This is a genomic window from Acinetobacter sp. CIP 64.2 (assembly GCF_000369645.1).
Taxonomy (GTDB): Bacteria; Pseudomonadota; Gammaproteobacteria; order Pseudomonadales; family Moraxellaceae; genus Acinetobacter.
In genome coordinates this window covers 1,084,293-1,101,911 of sequence record NZ_KB850122.1, presented here as the reverse complement: position 1 = coordinate 1,101,911, position 17,619 = coordinate 1,084,293, and the positions used below count along the sequence as shown (strand labels likewise).

Annotated in this window: 20 protein-coding genes; 5 read left to right on the top strand and 15 right to left on the bottom strand. The window is 41.3% G+C overall.

Features of this window, described 5'->3' with window-relative positions; all coding sequences use genetic code 11:
* Positions 1 to 16: 16 nt before the first annotated feature.
* Positions 17 to 589: a nicotinate-nicotinamide nucleotide adenylyltransferase gene (locus F895_RS05865; protein ID WP_010589731.1), complete on the top strand. Its 573-nt coding sequence runs from the start codon at positions 17 to 19 to the stop codon at positions 587 to 589.
* Positions 590 to 604: 15 nt separating this feature from the next.
* On the opposite strand, the gene F895_RS05870 is transcribed toward F895_RS05865, so the two are convergent.
* From F895_RS05870 to dapD, 8 genes are all read right to left on the bottom strand, one after another.
* A complete protein-coding gene (locus F895_RS05870; protein ID WP_005242665.1) occupies positions 605 to 967 on the bottom strand; it encodes a glyoxalase superfamily protein in 363 nt (120 codons plus the stop codon).
* A 12-nt stretch (positions 968 to 979) separates the two neighbouring features.
* Positions 980 to 1,549 carry a CAP domain-containing protein gene (locus F895_RS05875; protein WP_005242664.1) on the bottom strand — a complete coding sequence of 190 codons (570 nt, stop codon included), beginning with the start codon at positions 1,547 to 1,549 and terminating at the stop codon, positions 980 to 982.
* A 108-nt stretch (positions 1,550 to 1,657) separates the two neighbouring features.
* Positions 1,658 to 2,119 carry a peroxiredoxin gene (locus F895_RS05880; protein ID WP_005242663.1) on the bottom strand — a complete coding sequence of 154 codons (462 nt, stop codon included), beginning with the start codon at positions 2,117 to 2,119 and terminating at the stop codon, positions 1,658 to 1,660.
* A gap of 19 nt (positions 2,120 to 2,138) precedes the next feature.
* Positions 2,139 to 2,825, bottom strand: a complete 687-nt coding sequence (locus F895_RS05885) for a Dph6-related ATP pyrophosphatase (RefSeq protein WP_005242662.1) — start codon at positions 2,823 to 2,825, stop codon at positions 2,139 to 2,141.
* 93 nt (positions 2,826 to 2,918) lie between these two features.
* Positions 2,919 to 3,344, bottom strand: coding sequence for a hypothetical protein (locus F895_RS05890; protein WP_005242661.1), 426 nt, complete (start codon positions 3,342 to 3,344; stop codon positions 2,919 to 2,921).
* A gap of 31 nt (positions 3,345 to 3,375) precedes the next feature.
* Entirely contained in the window at positions 3,376 to 4,044 is a 669-nt protein-coding gene (gene queC / locus F895_RS05895) for a 7-cyano-7-deazaguanine synthase QueC (RefSeq protein WP_010589729.1), read from the bottom strand.
* A 73-nt stretch (positions 4,045 to 4,117) separates the two neighbouring features.
* Entirely contained in the window at positions 4,118 to 4,828 is a 711-nt protein-coding gene (queE, locus tag F895_RS05900; protein ID WP_005242659.1) for a 7-carboxy-7-deazaguanine synthase QueE, read from the bottom strand.
* Positions 4,829 to 4,966: 138 nt separating this feature from the next.
* The gene (gene dapD, locus F895_RS05905) at positions 4,967 to 5,788 is read right to left on the bottom strand and encodes a 2,3,4,5-tetrahydropyridine-2,6-dicarboxylate N-succinyltransferase (RefSeq protein ID WP_005195842.1); all 822 of its coding nucleotides are present in this window, start codon (positions 5,786 to 5,788) and stop codon (positions 4,967 to 4,969) included.
* A gap of 607 nt (positions 5,789 to 6,395) precedes the next feature.
* Between dapD and carO the strand changes: the two genes are divergently transcribed.
* Positions 6,396 to 7,142, top strand: coding sequence for an ornithine uptake porin CarO (gene carO, locus F895_RS05910; RefSeq protein ID WP_005242657.1), 747 nt, complete (start codon positions 6,396 to 6,398; stop codon positions 7,140 to 7,142).
* Positions 7,143 to 7,253: 111 nt separating this feature from the next.
* Here the strand turns inward: carO and F895_RS05915 are convergent, their stop codons facing one another.
* The 6 genes from F895_RS05915 to F895_RS05940 all read right to left on the bottom strand — a co-directional run bounded on the left by F895_RS05915 (position 7,254) and on the right by F895_RS05940 (position 12,857).
* Positions 7,254 to 8,177, bottom strand: a complete 924-nt coding sequence (locus F895_RS05915) for a CysB family HTH-type transcriptional regulator (protein WP_005242656.1) — start codon at positions 8,175 to 8,177, stop codon at positions 7,254 to 7,256.
* Positions 8,178 to 8,230: 53 nt separating this feature from the next.
* Positions 8,231 to 9,301, bottom strand: a complete 1,071-nt coding sequence (locus F895_RS05920) for a sulfate/molybdate ABC transporter ATP-binding protein (protein WP_005242655.1) — start codon at positions 9,299 to 9,301, stop codon at positions 8,231 to 8,233.
* 11 nt (positions 9,302 to 9,312) lie between these two features.
* On the bottom strand, positions 9,313 to 10,197 hold the full coding sequence (gene cysW / locus F895_RS05925) for a sulfate ABC transporter permease subunit CysW (RefSeq protein WP_005242654.1): 885 nt from the start codon (positions 10,195 to 10,197) through the stop codon (positions 9,313 to 9,315).
* Entirely contained in the window at positions 10,194 to 11,027 is an 834-nt protein-coding gene (gene cysT, locus F895_RS05930) for a sulfate ABC transporter permease subunit CysT (protein ID WP_005242653.1), read from the bottom strand. The genes cysW and cysT overlap by 4 nt, the downstream gene beginning before the upstream one ends.
* 77 nt (positions 11,028 to 11,104) lie before the next feature.
* Positions 11,105 to 11,707 carry an RBBP9/YdeN family alpha/beta hydrolase gene (locus F895_RS05935; protein WP_005242652.1) on the bottom strand — a complete coding sequence of 201 codons (603 nt, stop codon included), beginning with the start codon at positions 11,705 to 11,707 and terminating at the stop codon, positions 11,105 to 11,107.
* A gap of 142 nt (positions 11,708 to 11,849) precedes the next feature.
* On the bottom strand, positions 11,850 to 12,857 hold the full coding sequence (locus F895_RS05940) for a sulfate ABC transporter substrate-binding protein (protein WP_005242651.1): 1,008 nt from the start codon (positions 12,855 to 12,857) through the stop codon (positions 11,850 to 11,852).
* A 253-nt stretch (positions 12,858 to 13,110) separates the two neighbouring features.
* On the opposite strand from F895_RS05940, the gene pabC reads away from it, so the two are divergent.
* From pabC to tmk, 3 genes are read left to right on the top strand one after another with little or no spacing between them, the layout of a single operon-like run.
* Positions 13,111 to 13,923, top strand: a complete 813-nt coding sequence (pabC, locus tag F895_RS05945) for an aminodeoxychorismate lyase (protein ID WP_005242650.1) — start codon at positions 13,111 to 13,113, stop codon at positions 13,921 to 13,923.
* Between the two features lies 1 nt (position 13,924).
* Positions 13,925 to 15,004: an endolytic transglycosylase MltG gene (gene mltG / locus F895_RS05950; protein ID WP_005242642.1), complete on the top strand. Its 1,080-nt coding sequence runs from the start codon at positions 13,925 to 13,927 to the stop codon at positions 15,002 to 15,004.
* Positions 15,004 to 15,603 carry a dTMP kinase gene (gene tmk, locus F895_RS05955; RefSeq protein ID WP_005242641.1) on the top strand — a complete coding sequence of 200 codons (600 nt, stop codon included), beginning with the start codon at positions 15,004 to 15,006 and terminating at the stop codon, positions 15,601 to 15,603. Before mltG ends, tmk begins: the two co-directional genes overlap by 1 nt.
* A 222-nt stretch (positions 15,604 to 15,825) precedes the next feature.
* Here tmk and nadB read toward each other — a convergent pair whose 3' ends face one another.
* A complete protein-coding gene (gene nadB / locus F895_RS05960; protein ID WP_005242639.1) occupies positions 15,826 to 17,457 on the bottom strand; it encodes an L-aspartate oxidase in 1,632 nt (543 codons plus the stop codon).
* Positions 17,458 to 17,619 lie beyond the last annotated feature (162 nt).

The window sequence follows — 17,619 nt, the reverse complement described above, 5'->3', positions numbered from 1 at the left end:
AAGTGAAATTACGACTATGTACACATTTGACTATCTTGTTTTTATTGGACGTTTTCAGCCTTTTCATTTGGCACATATGCAAACCATTGAAATTGCATTAGAAAAAAGTCAGAACGTGATCTTGGCTTTGGGCTCGGCTCAATCTGAACGGAATATCAAAAATCCCTTTTTAGCCACTGAACGTGAACAGATGATTCTGTCGAACTTTTCTGAACAAGATCAAAAGCGGATTCATTTTGTCCATGTGGTCGATGTGTATAATGATGAGAAATGGGTTAAACAGGTCAAAGATTTGGTCAATGGCGTTATTCAGCCAAATGCAAAAGTTGGTTTAATCGGTCATTTCAAGGATGAATCTTCGTATTATTTACGTTTATTCCCTGAGTGGCAAATGCTGGAACTAGACAGTTTAAAGAACTCGATTTCAGCAACACCGATGCGTGAAGCCTATTATCGTGGCGAGATTCAAACTGAATTTTTCCCCGCAGGGACGATACGCTTCCTGGAAGAATTTCAAAAGTCATCGGCTTATCAGAAGTTGCAGCAACGTTTTGATCAAAATGATCGTTCCAATATCGATGAATCTTGAGGTTGGGGAAGAGGATTAAGCATCTTCCCAAAAAATAAGTCGATTGGAAAATGGATCGGTGATAATGAGTTCTAAAGTTTCCCAATCCGTTTTTTCAATTTGTGGCTTGGCAAATTTATAATCTTGTGCAGCAATTTCAGCATGTAGCTGTGTCAGATCTTGCCAATAAATCCGAATTGCACTGTGTGGGCTGGCATCACCGAAATGCTCAGATAAATGAATAATACAATCACCTTTAGAAATTTGTAGATAAATAGGGAAGTTATCCGCAAAGGTATGCTCCCAATCCTGTTGGAAGCCTAAATAATCAAGATAAAATGATCGGGCAAGTGGAAGATCAAAAATACGAAAAATCGGGGTAATTGAACCTGATTGCATTAGTTTTTCCTTTTAACGAACGCCGAAGTGTTGCGCCCAATAGTTTTTTTGCCGAGCGGATTGATCGGTGGTACAAGCAATGGCGTAATCTGTAAATTTTGGATGCATTAAATTATGGCAATGGACAGGGCTGGCTAACCAGGTTGCCATAACAGCATGCAGGTTTTTTTGTCCGCGTGCCACATTTTCTCCACCGCCTCGACCGCTAAATTGTGAATGTTTCAAACGGGTTCTAAAATCTTGCCCTGTGATGCTGACATGTCCTATAAAATTGTGTTGAGCCATTTCCTGAGCATGACTCAAAGCAGTTTGATAGAGTTGATTATTCCATTTGAGTGGTGCAACTGCTGGAAAATATTGTTCTCCACATTGCTGAGGATGTTGTCTAATTTCATTGATCGCTTGCAGCAGCATGCGCTGATAGGCTGGGTTCTGTAGATCTTGGCAGCGAATTTCAGTCGCTGTTATCGTAATTTGTGGCACTAGAGGTGGCTGATCTTGGGGTGTTGTTGGTGTGTTGGAATTACATGCTACTAAAAAAAACACCAAAGCGAATGGCCAAAAAACATGGGAATAATTCATTGTTAATGTCTTTCATTTAATTTTTTTAATCTATTTATCATACGTCAAACGTAATTTGCTTCAACAAAAAAGCGAGTATTGAACTCGCTTTTTTGTTACTCACCATGATTATGCTTTTTGTAATGCTTTTAAGTCTTCAAGCACTTGTTCGGCATGACCAGCAGCTTTAACTTTACGATAGGTCTTGACCAATTGCTTGTTATGGAAAATAAAAGTAGAGCGCTCGATGCCCATCACTTGTTTGCCATACATATTTTTTTCTTTAATCACATCGAAATGTTTACAGAGTACTTCTTCTTTATCGCTGATTAAATCAATCGTGAGCGCTTGTTTTTCAGTAAAGTTCTGATGTGCTTTAACGGAATCTCGTGACACACCAATGATTTGACAATTTAAGGCATCGAATTGATCTTTTAAGCATGAAAACCCGACTGCCTGTGTGGTACAGCCTGGAGTTGAGTCTTTTGGATAGAAATAAAGAATCAACCATTCGCTGCTCAGTTCAGTAAGATTGACTTCACCTTGTGTGGTTGGGAAGCTGTGATTCGGTAATTGAATATTCTCAGACATTGCTTATCCTTCGATAAAATTAATTGTTTTCAAGCTCAAGTGTTAAAAAAGCATATTCCTCATGATAAACAATATCGCCGTGACGTACAGGAATAGCTTTGTTAAAAATTGGTCCATCAATGACTGTTGTATGGAATTCACCACCTTCACCACATGGATCAACCCCTCGATTTTCTAGTTCTTGGATGTAGTCTAAGGTGAGGGTTCTGCCCAGATCTTCGACTTTCATCCCAAGTTTAAGATTGACGGTGACGATCACACTGCGGAAACCAAGATTGATAAACTCTTCTACCACTTCTTTATGTGGACGTAACCACAGCGGCATGCCTAGTTTAAGTCCAACCTGTTGGGTCACACGATCATGCCAACAGCCATGTTCAGGCATATTTAAATCACCCGTTACCAGAACTTCGGCACCCTGTTGTTTGGCTTGATCGAGTAGAGCAATAAATTTATTTTCATAGTCTGCCCAACTGGAAGAGGCCATAAACACCGGTAAACCAACCGCATTTGCCTGTGCATGAATGATATCGAGTGGCATGGCATGTGAACGAGAGCGCTGACCTTGTTCTTCTAACATCACGATTAGACCAACAGCAACGCCTGTCTGCATCGTATGGTAGAGGGCTAGGGAGCTGTCTTTGCCACCACTAAATGACACAATCGACCGCCGTTGATCAGCATTGGTTCTCCACTGGTCTTGCATACTGTTATTCAACTGATTCTAGATAAAAGGGATTTTAACAAAACCCAATAAAAAAGCCTGCATTAATGCAGGCTTTTTCTAGGCAATCCAAGCTTATTTTTTAGGAGCTTGTTGCTGCTGTTGCTGAGCAGCTTTCATTGCTTCTTCAGTTAACTTTTCAAGTTTGCTGACAAGCGGCGCACCTAAGCATGCTTGTAGGTCTTTATTTTGCTGTTGTACAAAAGCTAAAGAACTTGGGCTTTTCTTCGCGTTAATTGCGCTTTGGATTTCCCATTTCTGAGCTTCGGTTACTTTACCTTGTGCGTCAATTTGGCAACCACAGAACTTGCTGACTTCTGCTGCTGTTAATTTACCGCCTTTCGCAGTTTGATCTTTACATACATTGACCAATGCTGCTTTTACATTGGTACTTTTATACGCAGTTTGTAATGGATTATCAGCTGCGTGAGTTGCTGTTGCAAATAATGCAGCAGCTGACATCATGGTAGAAAGAATAAGATTTGATTTAGAAAACTTCATATAATGTACCTAATTTTTTACCCTATATCGGTTATTCAGCGTATCGCGTAGGATCTGCAATACCTGCTTCGATAAAACCTTGTTGACGTAGACGACAACTGTCGCATTTGCCACATGCACGTCCTTGAGCATCTGCCTGATAGCAGGATACCGTTTGACTATAGTCTACGCCATGTTCGATGCCTAAGCGTATAATATTCGCTTTGGATAAATGTAACAAAGGTGTTTCAATTTTAAGAGGTTTTCCTTCAACACCCGCTTTTGTTGCAAGACGAGCTAAATTGGCAAAAGCGTCAATAAATTCTGGACGGCAGTCTGGATACCCTGAATAATCAACAGCATTGACCCCAATGACGATGGCTTCAGCGTCAAATACTTCGGCTGCTGCGAGCGCATAAGATAAGAAAATGGTGTTACGTGCTGGAACATAAGTTACAGGAATGCCTTCTTGTAATTGTTCTGGGACTTCAATGTTATGATCTGTAAGTGCAGACCCACCTAAATTACCCAAATCAATATTAATGATACGGTGTTCGACACCTGCGCGTTGAGCCAGTGCTTTGGCTGCATCAAGTTCTGTGGTCGAACGTTGACCATACATAAAGCTTAAAGCAATACATTCGTAGTTTGCTTGTGCCCAAGCTAGACACGTTGTTGAATCTAAACCGCCAGACAATAATACGATGGCACGGGAACGCATATTATTTTCCATTATTTAACCTAAATTTAAATTGGAGAAGACCATTCTGATGAGTAGAATGGTTTCATGAGTTTTAACGACCAGATTCATCATTCCATAACAGTTTATGCAACTGGAGCTGGAAGCGAACAGGGAGATGGTCTTCTAAAATCCACTGTGCTAAATCGCGCGCCAATGCAGGCAGGGCGACCGCACCTTTTTCAACTGCAAAAGCGGGGGAGAACCAGACCGTACTCACTTTGTTTTGCAATTGAAACTGTTCAAGTTGTTGTCTTGACCATTCATAGTCTTCACGATTACAGATCACAAATTTGATCTGATCGTGCTGGGTTAAATAGTCAAGATTGCTGTACAGATTTCGATGATCTTCTTTGGAGGTCGGTGTTTTTAAATCCAGTACTTTAGAAACACGGCGATCAACTTTAGAGACATCTAAAGCACCACTGGTTTCCAAGGAAACGTCGAAACCGAGGTCACACAGACGCTGTAATAAGATCAGGCAATTCGGTTGAGCAAGTGGCTCGCCCCCTGTGACACAAATATAGGGTGTTTTATGCTGGCTAGCAGTTTCGATAATCTGTTCGAGTGATAAACGCTCACCGCCTTCAAAAGAGTAGGTGGTATCACAATAACTACAACGTAAAGGACAGCCTGTTAAACGAATAAAAACAGTCGGTAGACCAAACGTATTCGCTTCGCCTTGCAAAGAGTAAAAGATCTCCGTAATGCGTAAACCAGCCGCAGGATCAGAGACAGGAATTGCCGAAGAACGTAAGGAAGCCATAAACAGTTACCACAAACAGGTGCCGCATAAGCAGCATGCTACATAAAAAACAAAATCTCTACGACCATGACTGATCGTAGAGACGAGGAGCAATTGAAGCTCCGAGGAACGATCAAGTTCCACAATAAATATTACAAATTAGTCAGCGCGTAATAAATCGTTCAAGCTGGTTTTAGCGCGAGTTTTCGCATCTACTTTTTTGACGATGATTGCAGCATAAAGGCTGTAAGTACCGCATTTCGATGGAAGGCTACCAGCAACAACCACAGAACCTGCTGGTACGCGACCGTAATGAACTTCGCCAGTTTCACGATCGAAGATCTTGGTTGATTGACCAATGAAAACGCCCATTGAAATCACAGAACCTTCTTCAACAATCACACCTTCAACGATTTCAGAACGTGCACCAATGAAGCAGTTATCTTCAATAATGGTCGGGTTTGCTTGCAATGGCTCTAATACGCCACCAATACCAACGCCGCCTGATAAGTGAACATTTTTACCAATTTGTGCACATGAACCGACCGTTGCCCATGTGTCAACCATGGTACCTTCATCAACATACGCGCCAATGTTGACATATGAAGGCATCAACACTACATTTTTTGCTTGGAAGCTACCACGGCGTGCGACTGCAGGTGGTACAACACGCACACCAGCAGCTTTGAACTGTTCTTCTGTCCAACCTGAGTATTTGGTTGCTACTTTGTCATAGAAACGAAGATCGCACGCTTCAATCGGCGTATTGTCGTTGAGTTTAAATGAAAGTAAAACTGCTTTTTTTAACCATTGATGAACAACCCATTCACCATCAATTTTTTCTGCAACACGGAGGGTACCGTTATCTAAACCAGTCAATGCTTCTTCTACGGCTTGACGGATTTCTGTTGGGCAGTCCGCTGCACTATAGTTGGCACGGTCTTCAAATGCTTGCTCAATGATTGTAGAAAGCTGAGACATGATCTTCCTTCTTCCAAAAAAATTTTGTAGATTTTACACTAATTTTTTAGGGTCTGTTGCCATTTTCTAAATAGGTTGCGTTATAGGCTAAAATTTTATGAAATGAGGCATGAAACGCAGGGAATGACTATGCGCTTGCCAAGTTTCATAACGCAGTGTGAGGAAATTTTAGCCATAACCTGGGCAAGAGCAAAGTACTGCTTTGATCGCAACGCAGGGCGAAGCTCAAGGATCGGGGTGTTTTTGTCGCTACATCGTTGTGTCTTGTTCATTTAGAGTGGCTAAGGCCTTGTATCGCCTAAAAAATCTTGTGTCGTATAGGGCTCATGTCGAGACCATGGATAAAGAGCTAGTAGCCCCTCAGAATCTTTGAAAAAAGTAGTTACAATATTTTGTTTTAAATTTGAGCAATAAAACTGTAATAAAAATGGAGCTTATTGTTTTTTATCTATATTTTATAAATACATAATTACTTCGAATTTGTATCAAAAAATAACAAAAAGTAATCAGTTTTTGTATAAAAAAATAGCGATCATTCTTTTATGCTTATTTCACAAGCAACAATTATATATTTATTTAAATAAAAGCATTTTTTGAGGAGACTTCAATGAAAGCTTTGCGTGTTATGTTAGCAACAGGTGCATTAACAGCAATTGCAGGTACTGCATTTGCAGCAGATGAGCAAGTGGTTAGGGAATCAGTTTATGCATTCCCTTCATATTTAGCTCCAGTTTCAGTTCGTGCTGAAGTAGGTACGACAGGCTACGGCGGCGCCGTAACTTATCGTGTTAACCCTTATGTGGGATTAACAGCGGGTTACGATGGCGGGAAAATTTCTTGGTCTGATGTAAAAATTGATGGCACGAAATATGACACTAAAATGCGTAATAAAAATGCATATTTGAATGCTGAGGTTCATCCATGGGGTGTTAGTGAAAATACACTGGCACGTTCGCTTTATGTAGCTGCTGGTGTGGGCTATATCGATAGTAAATATGACTTGAAAAAATCTGTATCTAATTCAAATGATACGATTAAAATTGATGGCTCAAACTATTATGCACCGGGTGGTAATGGTTCGGTCGATGGTAATTTAAAGTATGACAATCAACTTGCTCCATACTTAGGTGTTGGTATTAACGCACCTGTTTATAAGAATGTAGGCTTATTTGGTGAAGTTGGTACTTACTATACTGGTAACCCTGATGTTGATTTAAAAGCGACAGGTTTACAAAAAGTAGGTGGTATTGAAGATGGTCAAGTTGCTGCGGATCGTGATGCGCATAAGCTTGAGAATAAAGGCCGCTATGAGTGGATGCCAGTTGCAAAAGTGGGTGTGAGCTTCAAGTTCTAATCCATGCATTCAACATAAAAAAACGAGCAGCATGCTCGTTTTTTTATGTTCTGATATCAGATCAAAGACAAACAAAGAGGCTCTAGATGAGCCTTTTTATTTTTTAGAGGGTTACTCTTCAGGATAAGCCACTTTTTTCAAGGCTTTAATATCTGTTTGTGGTGAGCACAGTGAGATGAACTCATAGCCATAGCCACGGAGTAAATGTCCTTTACGCACCGCAATCCAAGTGGTATTTACCCCAAAAATATCGGTTTTAATCTGTTGTAAACGATAGTCGCGCTCCGCATCGTAAGCGACATCATTGACAATTCCAACCCCCATATTAAGCTCAACATAGGTTTTGATAACATCGGCATCGAGCGCTGACATCACAATATCAGCATGCAATTGTGCATCTTCAAACGCTTTATCAATTTTAGAGCGTCCTGTGAAACCACCATGGTAGGTAATTAAAGGATATTCAGCTAATACGTCTAAGCTGATTTTATCTAGTTTTGTGAGTGGGTGATCTTTTGGCGTAATGATGCTATGGTGCCACTCATAATAAGGCACGCTGGCTAAATTCTCTTCTGTGGTCAAAGATTCAGTTGCAATGCCGATATCTGCTTCACCTTGTAGCAACATTTCTGCAATTTCAACAGGACTGGCCTGTTGTAAAACCAAATGTACTTTTGGAAATAATTTTTTAAATTGGTTAACGATTGGCGGAAGGACATAACGTGCCTGTGTATGTGTTGTGGCAATTGTGAGCGTCCCTTCATCGACTTTGTTAAAATCATCGGCCAGACGTTTAATATTGTCGGCATCGACCAGCATGCGTTCTACAATGCTTAATAAGGACTGACCCGGTTCGGTTAGGCCAAGCAAACGTTTGCCTTTACGGACAAATAGTTGTACACCTAATTCATCTTCTAAATCTTTAATGTGTTTACTGACACCAGATTGGGAGGTATAAAGTGCCGCAGATGCTTCAGTCAAATTAAAGTTTTGGCGAACAGTTTCTCGAATAATTCTGAGTTGTTGGAAGTTCATAAAAGTTTTTCCTCATAAGAGGATGGGGCGTGTTTTACCCCATCAATATTATTTTAAGCAACTTGCGTTGTTTGATCTGCGAATAAATGAAGTTGAGCCGCACTAATCCAAACGGTTTGATTTGGTTTGAATTGATGTAAGTTCGCCTCTTCTACAGTTAATAAAATTTCAATCGTTCGTCCACTACGATCTTGTAATTCAGCTACGACACGACCTGCAATCCATACTTCCCGCAAGAAGGTTGCCTCAATGGTATTAGCTTGAGGCTGAGTATGAATATGTAATTCATTCGGCCGCGCAAAGGCAATCACTTTCCCTTGCGGCGCTTCTAGGCTAGTTGGTAGCTGAATACGATCATCACCGATACGAATAATACCGCCAGTATGCTCACCTTCAAAACGATTTGCTTGACCAAGGAAATCAAAAACAAATGGGGTTGCAGGTTTTTCGTACACTTCTCGTGGTGAACCAATTTGTTCGACGTCACCTTTGTTCATGACAATAATCTGATCTGCAACTTCTAAGGCTTCTTCCTGATCGTGTGTTACGAAGATTGAAGTGATGTGAAGTTCATCATGTAACGTTCGTAACCAGCGACGTAATTCTTTACGGACTTTGGCATCTAATGCACCAAATGGCTCATCGAGTAATAAAACACGAGGTTCAACTGCCAAGGCACGTGCCAAGGCGATACGTTGGCGTTGGCCACCTGAAAGCTGAGCTGGATAGCGGTCTGCCAAAAAGCCGAGTTGGACTAAATCGAGTAAACGAGTGACACGTTTTTTGATTTCAGCTTCTGATGGGCGTGTTGCACGCGGACGCACGCGTAAACCAAAGGCAATATTGTCAAAAACAGTCATGTGGCGAAACAGGGCATAATGCTGGAATACGAAACCAACTTGGCGTTCGCGTACATGGATATTGGTGGCATCTTCACCTTCAAGTAAAACCTGACCGTCATCTGCAGACTCTAAACCTGCAATAATGCGTAGTAAGGTTGTTTTTCCACAACCAGAAGGGCCAAGCAGGGCAACCAATTCACCTTCCGGAAAGTCTAAAGAGATATTTTTCAGCGCATGGAATGCACCAAAGTGTTTTTCAATATTTTTAACTTGAATACTCATGTGTTCATTCCTTAGTGATTGGGTTGATGTTCATTTGCTTGGTCTTGGCGAACTCCTAGCCAAGTTTTCAAAATCAAAGTAATGATCGCTAAAAATGCCAGTAATGAAGACACAGCAAATGCAGCACTAAAGGTATATTCGTTATAGAGAATCTCAACATGCAACGGCAGTGTATTGGTTTGGCCTCGGATATGTCCTGAAACCACAGAGACGGCACCAAATTCGCCCATTGCACGGGCATTACACAGAATCACACCATAAATCAGACCCCATTTAATATTGGGTAAGGTTACTTTCCAGAAGGTTTGCCAACCTGAAGCTCCAAGAACAATGGCTGCTTCTTCTTCCTCTGTGCCCTGAGCTTCCATCAATGGAATGAGTTCACGAGCAACGAAAGGAACCGTAATAAAAATGGTGGCTAATACAATTGCAGGTACGGCATACAAGATTTTGATGTCATGATCCATTAACCATCCACCCATCCAGCCTTGCGCACCGAATATGAGTACTAGCATTAGACCTGCAATGACAGGAGAAACCGAAAATGGTATATCAATAATAGTGGTCAAAATGGCTTTACCACGGAACTGGAATTTCGCAACCGCCCAAGCTGCTGCAATCCCGAATACCACATTAATTGGGACTGCAATTGCAGCAGTGAGCAAGGTCAGCTTAACTGCCGATAAGGTATCCGAATCAGTTAAAGCATTAATATAAACTGTGAGACCCTGCTTAAACGCCTCAACAAAAACCAGAATCAGAGGAAGGAGTAAACAACTCAAAAAAAAGATTAATGCAACACTGATTAGGCTATAACGAACCCAAGTCGGTTCACGGGTTGCATCTCTGGTTTGTAATTTCAGTGCTAAAGCATTGCCATTGGTATTTAAGCTCATTGTGCAACTCTCCCTGTGCGGCGGCTTGCCCATGCTTGTACCAAGTTAATTAAAAATAAGATCCCGAAAGAGAGGACAAGCATGACTACAGCGATGGTGGTTGCGCCCGCATAATCATATTCTTCTAAACGCGAAATAATCATTAGGGGGGCGATTTCTGTTTTATAGGGCTGGTTACCTGCAATGAAAATGACTGAACCATATTCACCGACCCCACGGGCAAAGGCCAAAGCAAAGCCTGTCAGTAAGGCTGGGAATAAAATTGGCAAAATGATTTTGGTAATGGTTTGCCAACGATTTGCACCTAAGGCAGAAGCGGCTTCTTCCAATTCGGTTTCAATATCACTCAATACAGGTTGTACAGTACGAACCACGAAAGGTAGGCCAATAAAGATCAAGGCTAATGTAATCCCAATGGGGGTATAAGCTACTTCAATCCCTAGCGGTGAAAGATATTGTCCAATCCAGCCTGTTGGTGCGTATAAAGAGGTTAATGCAATACCTGCAACAGCTGTTGGTAGGGCAAATGGCAAGTCTACTAAAGCATCGATAATGCGTTTACCTGGAAAGCTATAGCGAACCAAACACCATGCGAGTAGGAGACCAAATACTACGTTGACCAAAGCGGCAATCAGTGCGGCGCTAAAGCTAAGTTGTAAAGACTTTAAAATTCGTTCTGAGGTTAAGATTTCCCATAAGCCGTCCCATCCAATCCCTAAAGATTTGATAAAGACAGCAGATAAAGGAATAAGCACAATCAAAGACACGTAAGCGAGGGTGAAGCCTAATGAGAGACCAAACCCAGGCAGCACTCGGGAACGCTGCGACATGATATTTCCTCAAAGAGAAATTTTTGCTAAAACAAGCAAATAAATAATGCGAATACTAAAATTACGGAAAGCTGGAGTCAGGCAAATTTCAAATTAAAATTTGCCTGACTCATTCGGACGATGGGTGATATCTTTTTTTCAGGAAGCAAATAGTTCAGGATCTCAGGGAAGGGTCCAAATCCAGATGCGACATTGATATGACCAACAGCACCTAAATTGATAGGAGTTAATTTCCATGCCTGAGCCAATTGCAAGGCATCGACATAACCTAACCAAGGGTCATTTTCACTGATCAGTAAAGTGCTGGGTACATCAATTTTGAGTTGCTGAAAGTACTGTTGGTAGTCCGTCAAGCTATGCCGAGCAAAACCTGCTTCACCAAAACGTGCAGGATTTGCTGGAGCAACCAAAACCAGATTTTTCACTTTTGCTCGGAGTTCAGGGTGTTCAGCAAGCGCTGCGACACTAGTCAAACAACCAAAGCTGTGGGCAACGATTTGCACAGGTGCTGGCGCAACTGAAACCGTTTTGACAAACTGAGCAACCCATTCACTGAGCACAGGACGATCCCAATGTTTCTGTTCAACGCGAGAGCTAGACACGAGTTGCTGTTGTAACCAAGACTGCCAATGTTGTGCTTCGCTACCACCTACACCAGGAACAATTACGGTATGAATCATGTCTATTCTCCTTAGAATCCTTCCCAACCTCCCCCTTTAAGAAAGAGAGAAGTGACACGAATTTAGTAACTAAACGAAGATCCGTGTAATTCCTCTCTTTTTAAAGAGGTGAGCTGCGTTTATAGCAGCGCAAGGGAGATTTTTATTTGCCTGTGCTGTTGAGCTTGACGATTTGGTCAAAGATACCGCCATTATCAAAGTGAGTTTTTTGCACTTTGGTCCAGCCACCGAATTCTTGATCAATCGTCACTAATTTTAGGGGTTTGAATACATTGCTATATTTCTTTAATACCGCTGCATTGCGCGGGCGGTAAAAGTTACGTGCCGCAATCTCTTGGCCCGCAGGTGAGTAGAGGTAGTTCAAATAACCACGAGCAATTTGTAAGTTGCCTTTTTTCTCGGCATTTTTTTCTACGACTGCAACAGGTGGTTCAGCAAGAATTGAGAGGGATGGCGTGATAATCTCGAATTTACCAGGCTGTTCACGTACAGCAAGATAAGCTTCATTTTCCCAAGCCAGTAATACGTCACCGATACCGCGTTCAGCAAATGTCGTGGTTGCACCACGAGCACCTGAATCAAGCACTTTGGTTTGCTTATAAATTTGACGGACAAATTCTTGTGCTTTAGCGTCATTACCGCCTTTTTGATGTTTCGCCCATGCCCATGCTGCTAAATAGTTCCAACGTGCTCCACCTGATGTTTTTGGATTTGGTGTGATGATTTCTACACCAGGTTTAACCAGATCACCCCAGTCCTTAATTTGCTTTGGATTGTCTTTACGAACAAGGAATACAATTGTTGAAGTGTATGGCGTAGAGTTGTTTGGTAATTTCTTTTGCCAGTCTGCAGGAAGTAATTTTGCATTTTTAGCAATTTCGTCAATATCCGCTGCAAGTGCAAGCGTAACGACATCTGCATTTAAGCCGTCAATTACCGCGCGCGCTTGTTTACCTGAACCGCCATGAGACTGTTTAAAATCAATGTCTTGTCCTGTACGTTGTTTCCAGAATGTACCAAATTGTTTATTGAAATCTGTATAAAGTTCACGAGTTGGATCATAAGACACATTTAAAAATTCTTGTGCAGCAAATGAAGAAACTGAGAGTAGTGCGGCAATGATGCCAACTTTAACTTGAGATAAACGCATGAAAGACCCCTTAAAAACTAAATCACTGTTTGGAATATGTACGCAGCATAACGTCAGTTTTTTTGCAAAAAAAATAATTAAAATCGAATTTGATATGAAAAAAATGCAATTGCATAAAACAGCTAAGCTTTGCTGAATTATTGATATAGATTTGTTTTTTTTGGCGAAAATTAAATTAACATCCTTGTTTAAAATCAAGTGGTTATTTAGTATTTGTTATCAGGCTCACAGAAAGTGAATAGGTACTTAGGTCATGCAATGTTATAAAAATGGACAATTGATTGATTCCATTCCTTTATTAGATCGAGCTTTTCATTATGGCGATGGTTGTTTTACCACAGCACGTATTTTTCACGGAATTTTTGAACTAAAAGAATTACACTTTGCACGTTTGCAGTTGGCTTGTAAAAATTTAAGCCTTGAGGCTGATCTGAGTTTTATTGAAAGCTCTTTACAGCACTTAGCGAAACAGAATGAACGTCTCAATGGCACCATAAAAGTCGTGATCAGTCGAGGTATCGGAGATCGAGGCTATAGCCTTCCATTACATGCTGCTGATGTATATGTTTGGTATTACCCGCGTGCAACTCAAGTTTTTCAGCCTGAATGGATAGAAAGCGGGATGTTGCATCATGCCTTAGGTTTGAATATGCCACATTTGGTGGGTTTAAAAACCTTGAATAGATTAGAGCAGGTTTTACTCAAGCAAGAAGCGGATCAACATGGTTGGCTGGAAGCGTTGGTGAGTGATGTACAAGGTTATATTGTTGAAGGGGTGAGCAGTAATTGTTTTATTCGTATAAATGACCGATGGATTACGCCTGAACTTCGTTATAATGGCGTCCATGGTGTGATGAGAGCCAGAATCTTATCGAGAATGCAGCAATACCAGATTGAATGTGAGCAGCGATGTATCGATATCAATGAGATTGGGCACATCCAGAATCTATTTTTTTGTAATGCCTTACATCCCATGAAAGCGGTTGTTCGATTCAATGATCGGGCTTTAGAGCAACAACCCTATCTTGATTTATTTGAAACTTTAAAACTTAGCCAGATTGATTAATATGCCAAAGCAGCCTAATTCCAGCAAAAGTAAGAAAAAGCCTAAAGCGAAACCGAAAGCCAGATTTTCTTTTTTTAAAGCCTTTTTAATCGTCGTTATGATTGTGCTATTGGGGAGCTTTGGCGTTGTATGGTCAAGTTTATTTAAAAATTATCCTGTAGAAGGTAAGAAACAGCTTCTGGTGATTTCTTCTGGTGATACGTACTCACGATTTATCGATCGTTTAGCCAAAGAAAATAAAGTGAACTTTCCAATAGTTTTAAAGCTGTATCAGAAGTTTATGATTCATGACACCATGAAAGCAGGTGTTTATGAAGTGACAGCGGGAATGAGTATTCGTCAGGTCATGGATATGTTGGCCGATGCAGATAATGCGCAGATGAATCGTATTTTGGTGATTGAAGGAACGACTTTTTCACAGCTGATCCAGAGTCTGAAAAAAGATCCGAATGTCACTAATACCTTACTTGATCTTCCACACAGTGAGCTATTAAAGCAGTTAGATATTCCATATACACATCCAGAAGGTCTGTTTGCACCAGACACTTACTTCTTTGCCAAAGGTGAAACAGATAAAAAAATCTTAACCGATTTATACCGCCGTCAAATAAAATCGCTGGATGAAGCATGGGCAAAGAAAGCACCGAATTTACCGTACAAGGATAAGTATGAAGCGTTGATCATGGCTTCGATTATCGAGAAAGAAACCAGTTTAGACAGTGAGTTAGAACAGGTTTCAGGCGTATTTGTTCGTCGCTTAAAAATCGGAATGCGTTTGCAAACAGATCCAACCGTGATTTATGGCATGGGTGATAACTATAAAGGCAATATCACCCGTAATGACTTGCGTACCCCAACTGCATATAACACTTATACGATCAATGGTTTACCACCAACACCAATTGCTCTACCAGGCAAAAAAGCCATTGAAGCAGCGATGCATCCTGATGATGCCAAAAATATTTATTTTGTTGCGACAGGTAATGGTGGGCATAAATTTACAGCGTCGTTAGACGATCATAATCGGGCAGTACAAGAATATTTAACTGTACTACGTTCAAAGAAAAAGCAGGGCGAATGATGTTTATTAGTTTTGAAGGGACGGAAGGTGTAGGTAAGACTACACTGATTCGTAAAATTCATCAGTACTTTGAACAGCAAGGTAAGGAGGTGGTATTGACCCGTGAACCGGGTGGTACGCCTTTAGCTGAGCAGATCCGCTCATTATTATTGGCCGTGAATCATGAAGAGCAGATGAGTCATGATACTGAGCTACTTTTGATTTATGCCGCACGTGCACAGCATTTACAGCAAGTGATTTTACCAGCATTGCAGGCAGGCAAGATTGTGTTGAGTGATCGCTTTACTGATGCCAGCTTTGCTTATCAATGTTCTGGACGTGGTTTGAGTCAGGAAAAGTTGCAACTGTTAAATCAAACCTTTGTCGCGAAAATGCCGAATATTACCTTTTGGCTGGATGCGCCGATTGAGTTGGGGATGACCCGTGCTCGGGAGCGCGGGGCATTGGATCGTTTTGAACAAGAGAAATTGAGTTTCTTTGCTAAAGTTCGTGCGGGTTATGAGACTTTATGGCAAGCAGAGCCTGAACGGATGAAGCGATTGGATGCGACACAGAATGCGGATGTTGTGTTTGAAGATGCTTTGCAATATTTGAAATAAAAACAGCTATATTCTCAATTTTTATTGTTAAAAAGTTTGAAATCACGCTTTGAACACTATTACTTATGCCTTACTTTTCAAGGATGAAAAGTAACAAAAATCCTTTGTTGAGCTGACGGTACATCCTTGATGCCGCAGCTCAACGGGCGACATCCATGTCGCCTACCGCGATAGCTAATCATAACTTTAAGTCGTCTTGAAAGGCTCAAAAACTTAAAAGTATCAGTCATTCACCAACGGCTGTTCCACTTTAAAATTCGGTGGCGTTAACACCGTTTTGCGAATTTCATTCGAAAGTTCAGGATAATCCAGTGTGTAATGCAAACCGCGTGACTCCTTACGCTCCATTGCACAACGTACAATCATTTCTGAAACCAGCACTAGGTTACGCAATTCAATCAAGTTTTTGCTGACGCGATAATCCTGATAATACTCAGTGATTTCATGCTTCAACATTTCAATACGGTGTAAGGCACGCTGTAAACGCTTAGTGGTACGCACAATACCGACATAGTTCCACATGGTCGAACGTAGTTCGTCCCAGTTTTGTAAGATCACTACATCTTCATCAGCATCGGTGACTTGGGTTTCATCCCATGTTGGAACATCAGGGAATTTAAACTCAGTATCAAACTTCTGTTCAATATCTTCTGCTGCACTCATGCCATAAACGAAACATTCAAGTAAGGAGTTACTCGCCATACGATTAGCACCATGTAGGCCTGTATAAGAGGTCTCACCAATGGCATACAAGCCATCTAAATCAGTCTGGCTATGTTCATCCACCACCACACCGCCACAGGTATAGTGTGCTGCAGGCACAACAGGGATCATATCTTTGGTGATATCAATACCGAGTTCAAGCAAACGGGCATACAGTGTCGGGAAGTGTTCAGTAATAAATTCGGGTGATTTATGGGTAATGTCTAACCAGACGTGACGAATACCTAAACGCTTGATTTCATGGTCGATGGTACGTGCCACAATATCACGCGGCGCCAGTTCAGCACGTTCATCAAAACGCAGCATAAAACGTTCGCCATCCGGTAAACGTAAATAAGCACCTTCGCCACGCATTGCTTCGGTAATCAGGAAAGAACGGGCTTTGGGGTGATATAAGCAAGTTGGATGGAATTGGTTAAATTCCATATTCGCTACACGACATCCTGCACGATAAGCCATGGCAATCCCGTCGCCTGTTGCGATGTCTGGGTTTGAGGTGTAGAGGTATGCTTTCATCGCACCGCCACAAGCCAAAGCGGTAAAAGGCGCTAAAAAGGTATGAACCTGTTCGTTGGATTCATCTAGAGCATAAAGGCCGATTGAACGATTGGCTTGGTTTTGGTGGCCAAGTTTATGCAAAGTAATTAAATCAATCGCAATATAATTTTCAAAAATCGTAATATTTTTTCGTTCTTTGGCACGTTCAACTAAGGTGGTTGAAATGGCTTTACCTGTGGCATCGGCAGAGTGAATGATGCGACGTTGTGAGTGACCACCTTCACGGGTGAGATGAAGTTGTTCATCTTCATCTAGCGTAAATTGCACACCTTGTTTAAGCAGGAAGTCAACCGAAGGTTTACCGCCTTCAACGGTATGTTGGACTGCATCCAACTCGCAAAGATGACCGCCTGCAATCATAGTGTCATTAATGTGTTGTTGAATAGAATCTGTTTCGTCTAAGACTGCAGCAACACCGCCTTGCGCATAGAAGGTACTGGCCTCTGTCAAGGCTGCCTTGGCTAAAATTGCAATGTTGTAATGACTTGGTAAAGAGAGTGCGAGGCTTAAACCTGCACCACCACTGCCCACAATAATCACATCAAAATGGTGAATTGTTTTTAAATCAGGCATGTCGTCGATCTGCTTCAGTTTTAAACGTTCGCTAATGACACCGCTTTTTGATCAAAAAGGCAAGGGCTAATCTGCCTAGAATTGAATGAATTTTTAGCGAATGCGATTTATTTGCTTATTAATTTTTGCCCCAACTGTATGAATGTGAAAATGATTACGTTT

Bases quoted from the DNA above. Each gene is read 5' to 3' on its own strand.
- F895_RS05880 (WP_005242663.1), bottom strand. From the start codon at position 2,119: ATGTCTGAGAATATTCAATTACCGAATCACAGCTTCCCAACCACACAA.
- pabC (WP_005242650.1), top strand. From the start codon at position 13,111: ATGCAATGTTATAAAAATGGACAATTGATTGATTCCATTCCTTTATTA.
- F895_RS05920 (WP_005242655.1), bottom strand. From the start codon at position 9,301: ATGAGTATTCAAGTTAAAAATATTGAAAAACACTTTGGTGCATTCCAT.
- cysT (WP_005242653.1), bottom strand. From the start codon at position 11,027: ATGTCGCAGCGTTCCCGAGTGCTGCCTGGGTTTGGTCTCTCATTAGGC.
- F895_RS05870 (WP_005242665.1), bottom strand. From the start codon at position 967: ATGCAATCAGGTTCAATTACCCCGATTTTTCGTATTTTTGATCTTCCA.
- F895_RS05935 (WP_005242652.1), bottom strand. From the start codon at position 11,707: ATGATTCATACCGTAATTGTTCCTGGTGTAGGTGGTAGCGAAGCACAA.
- carO (WP_005242657.1), top strand. From the start codon at position 6,396: ATGAAAGCTTTGCGTGTTATGTTAGCAACAGGTGCATTAACAGCAATT.
- F895_RS05890 (WP_005242661.1), bottom strand. From the start codon at position 3,344: ATGAAGTTTTCTAAATCAAATCTTATTCTTTCTACCATGATGTCAGCT.
- cysW (WP_005242654.1), bottom strand. From the start codon at position 10,197: ATGAGCTTAAATACCAATGGCAATGCTTTAGCACTGAAATTACAAACC.
- queE (WP_005242659.1), bottom strand. From the start codon at position 4,828: ATGGCTTCCTTACGTTCTTCGGCAATTCCTGTCTCTGATCCTGCGGCT.
- dapD (WP_005195842.1), bottom strand. From the start codon at position 5,788: ATGTCTCAGCTTTCTACAATCATTGAGCAAGCATTTGAAGACCGTGCC.
- F895_RS05875 (WP_005242664.1), bottom strand. From the start codon at position 1,549: ATGAATTATTCCCATGTTTTTTGGCCATTCGCTTTGGTGTTTTTTTTA.
- F895_RS05885 (WP_005242662.1), bottom strand. From the start codon at position 2,825: ATGCAAGACCAGTGGAGAACCAATGCTGATCAACGGCGGTCGATTGTG.
- F895_RS05915 (WP_005242656.1), bottom strand. From the start codon at position 8,177: ATGAACTTCCAACAACTCAGAATTATTCGAGAAACTGTTCGCCAAAAC.
- mltG (WP_005242642.1), top strand. From the start codon at position 13,925: ATGCCAAAGCAGCCTAATTCCAGCAAAAGTAAGAAAAAGCCTAAAGCG.
- F895_RS05940 (WP_005242651.1), bottom strand. From the start codon at position 12,857: ATGCGTTTATCTCAAGTTAAAGTTGGCATCATTGCCGCACTACTCTCA.
- nadB (WP_005242639.1), bottom strand. From the start codon at position 17,457: ATGCCTGATTTAAAAACAATTCACCATTTTGATGTGATTATTGTGGGC.
- tmk (WP_005242641.1), top strand. From the start codon at position 15,004: ATGTTTATTAGTTTTGAAGGGACGGAAGGTGTAGGTAAGACTACACTG.
- queC (WP_010589729.1), bottom strand. From the start codon at position 4,044: ATGCGTTCCCGTGCCATCGTATTATTGTCTGGCGGTTTAGATTCAACA.
- F895_RS05865 (WP_010589731.1), top strand. From the start codon at position 17: ATGTACACATTTGACTATCTTGTTTTTATTGGACGTTTTCAGCCTTTT.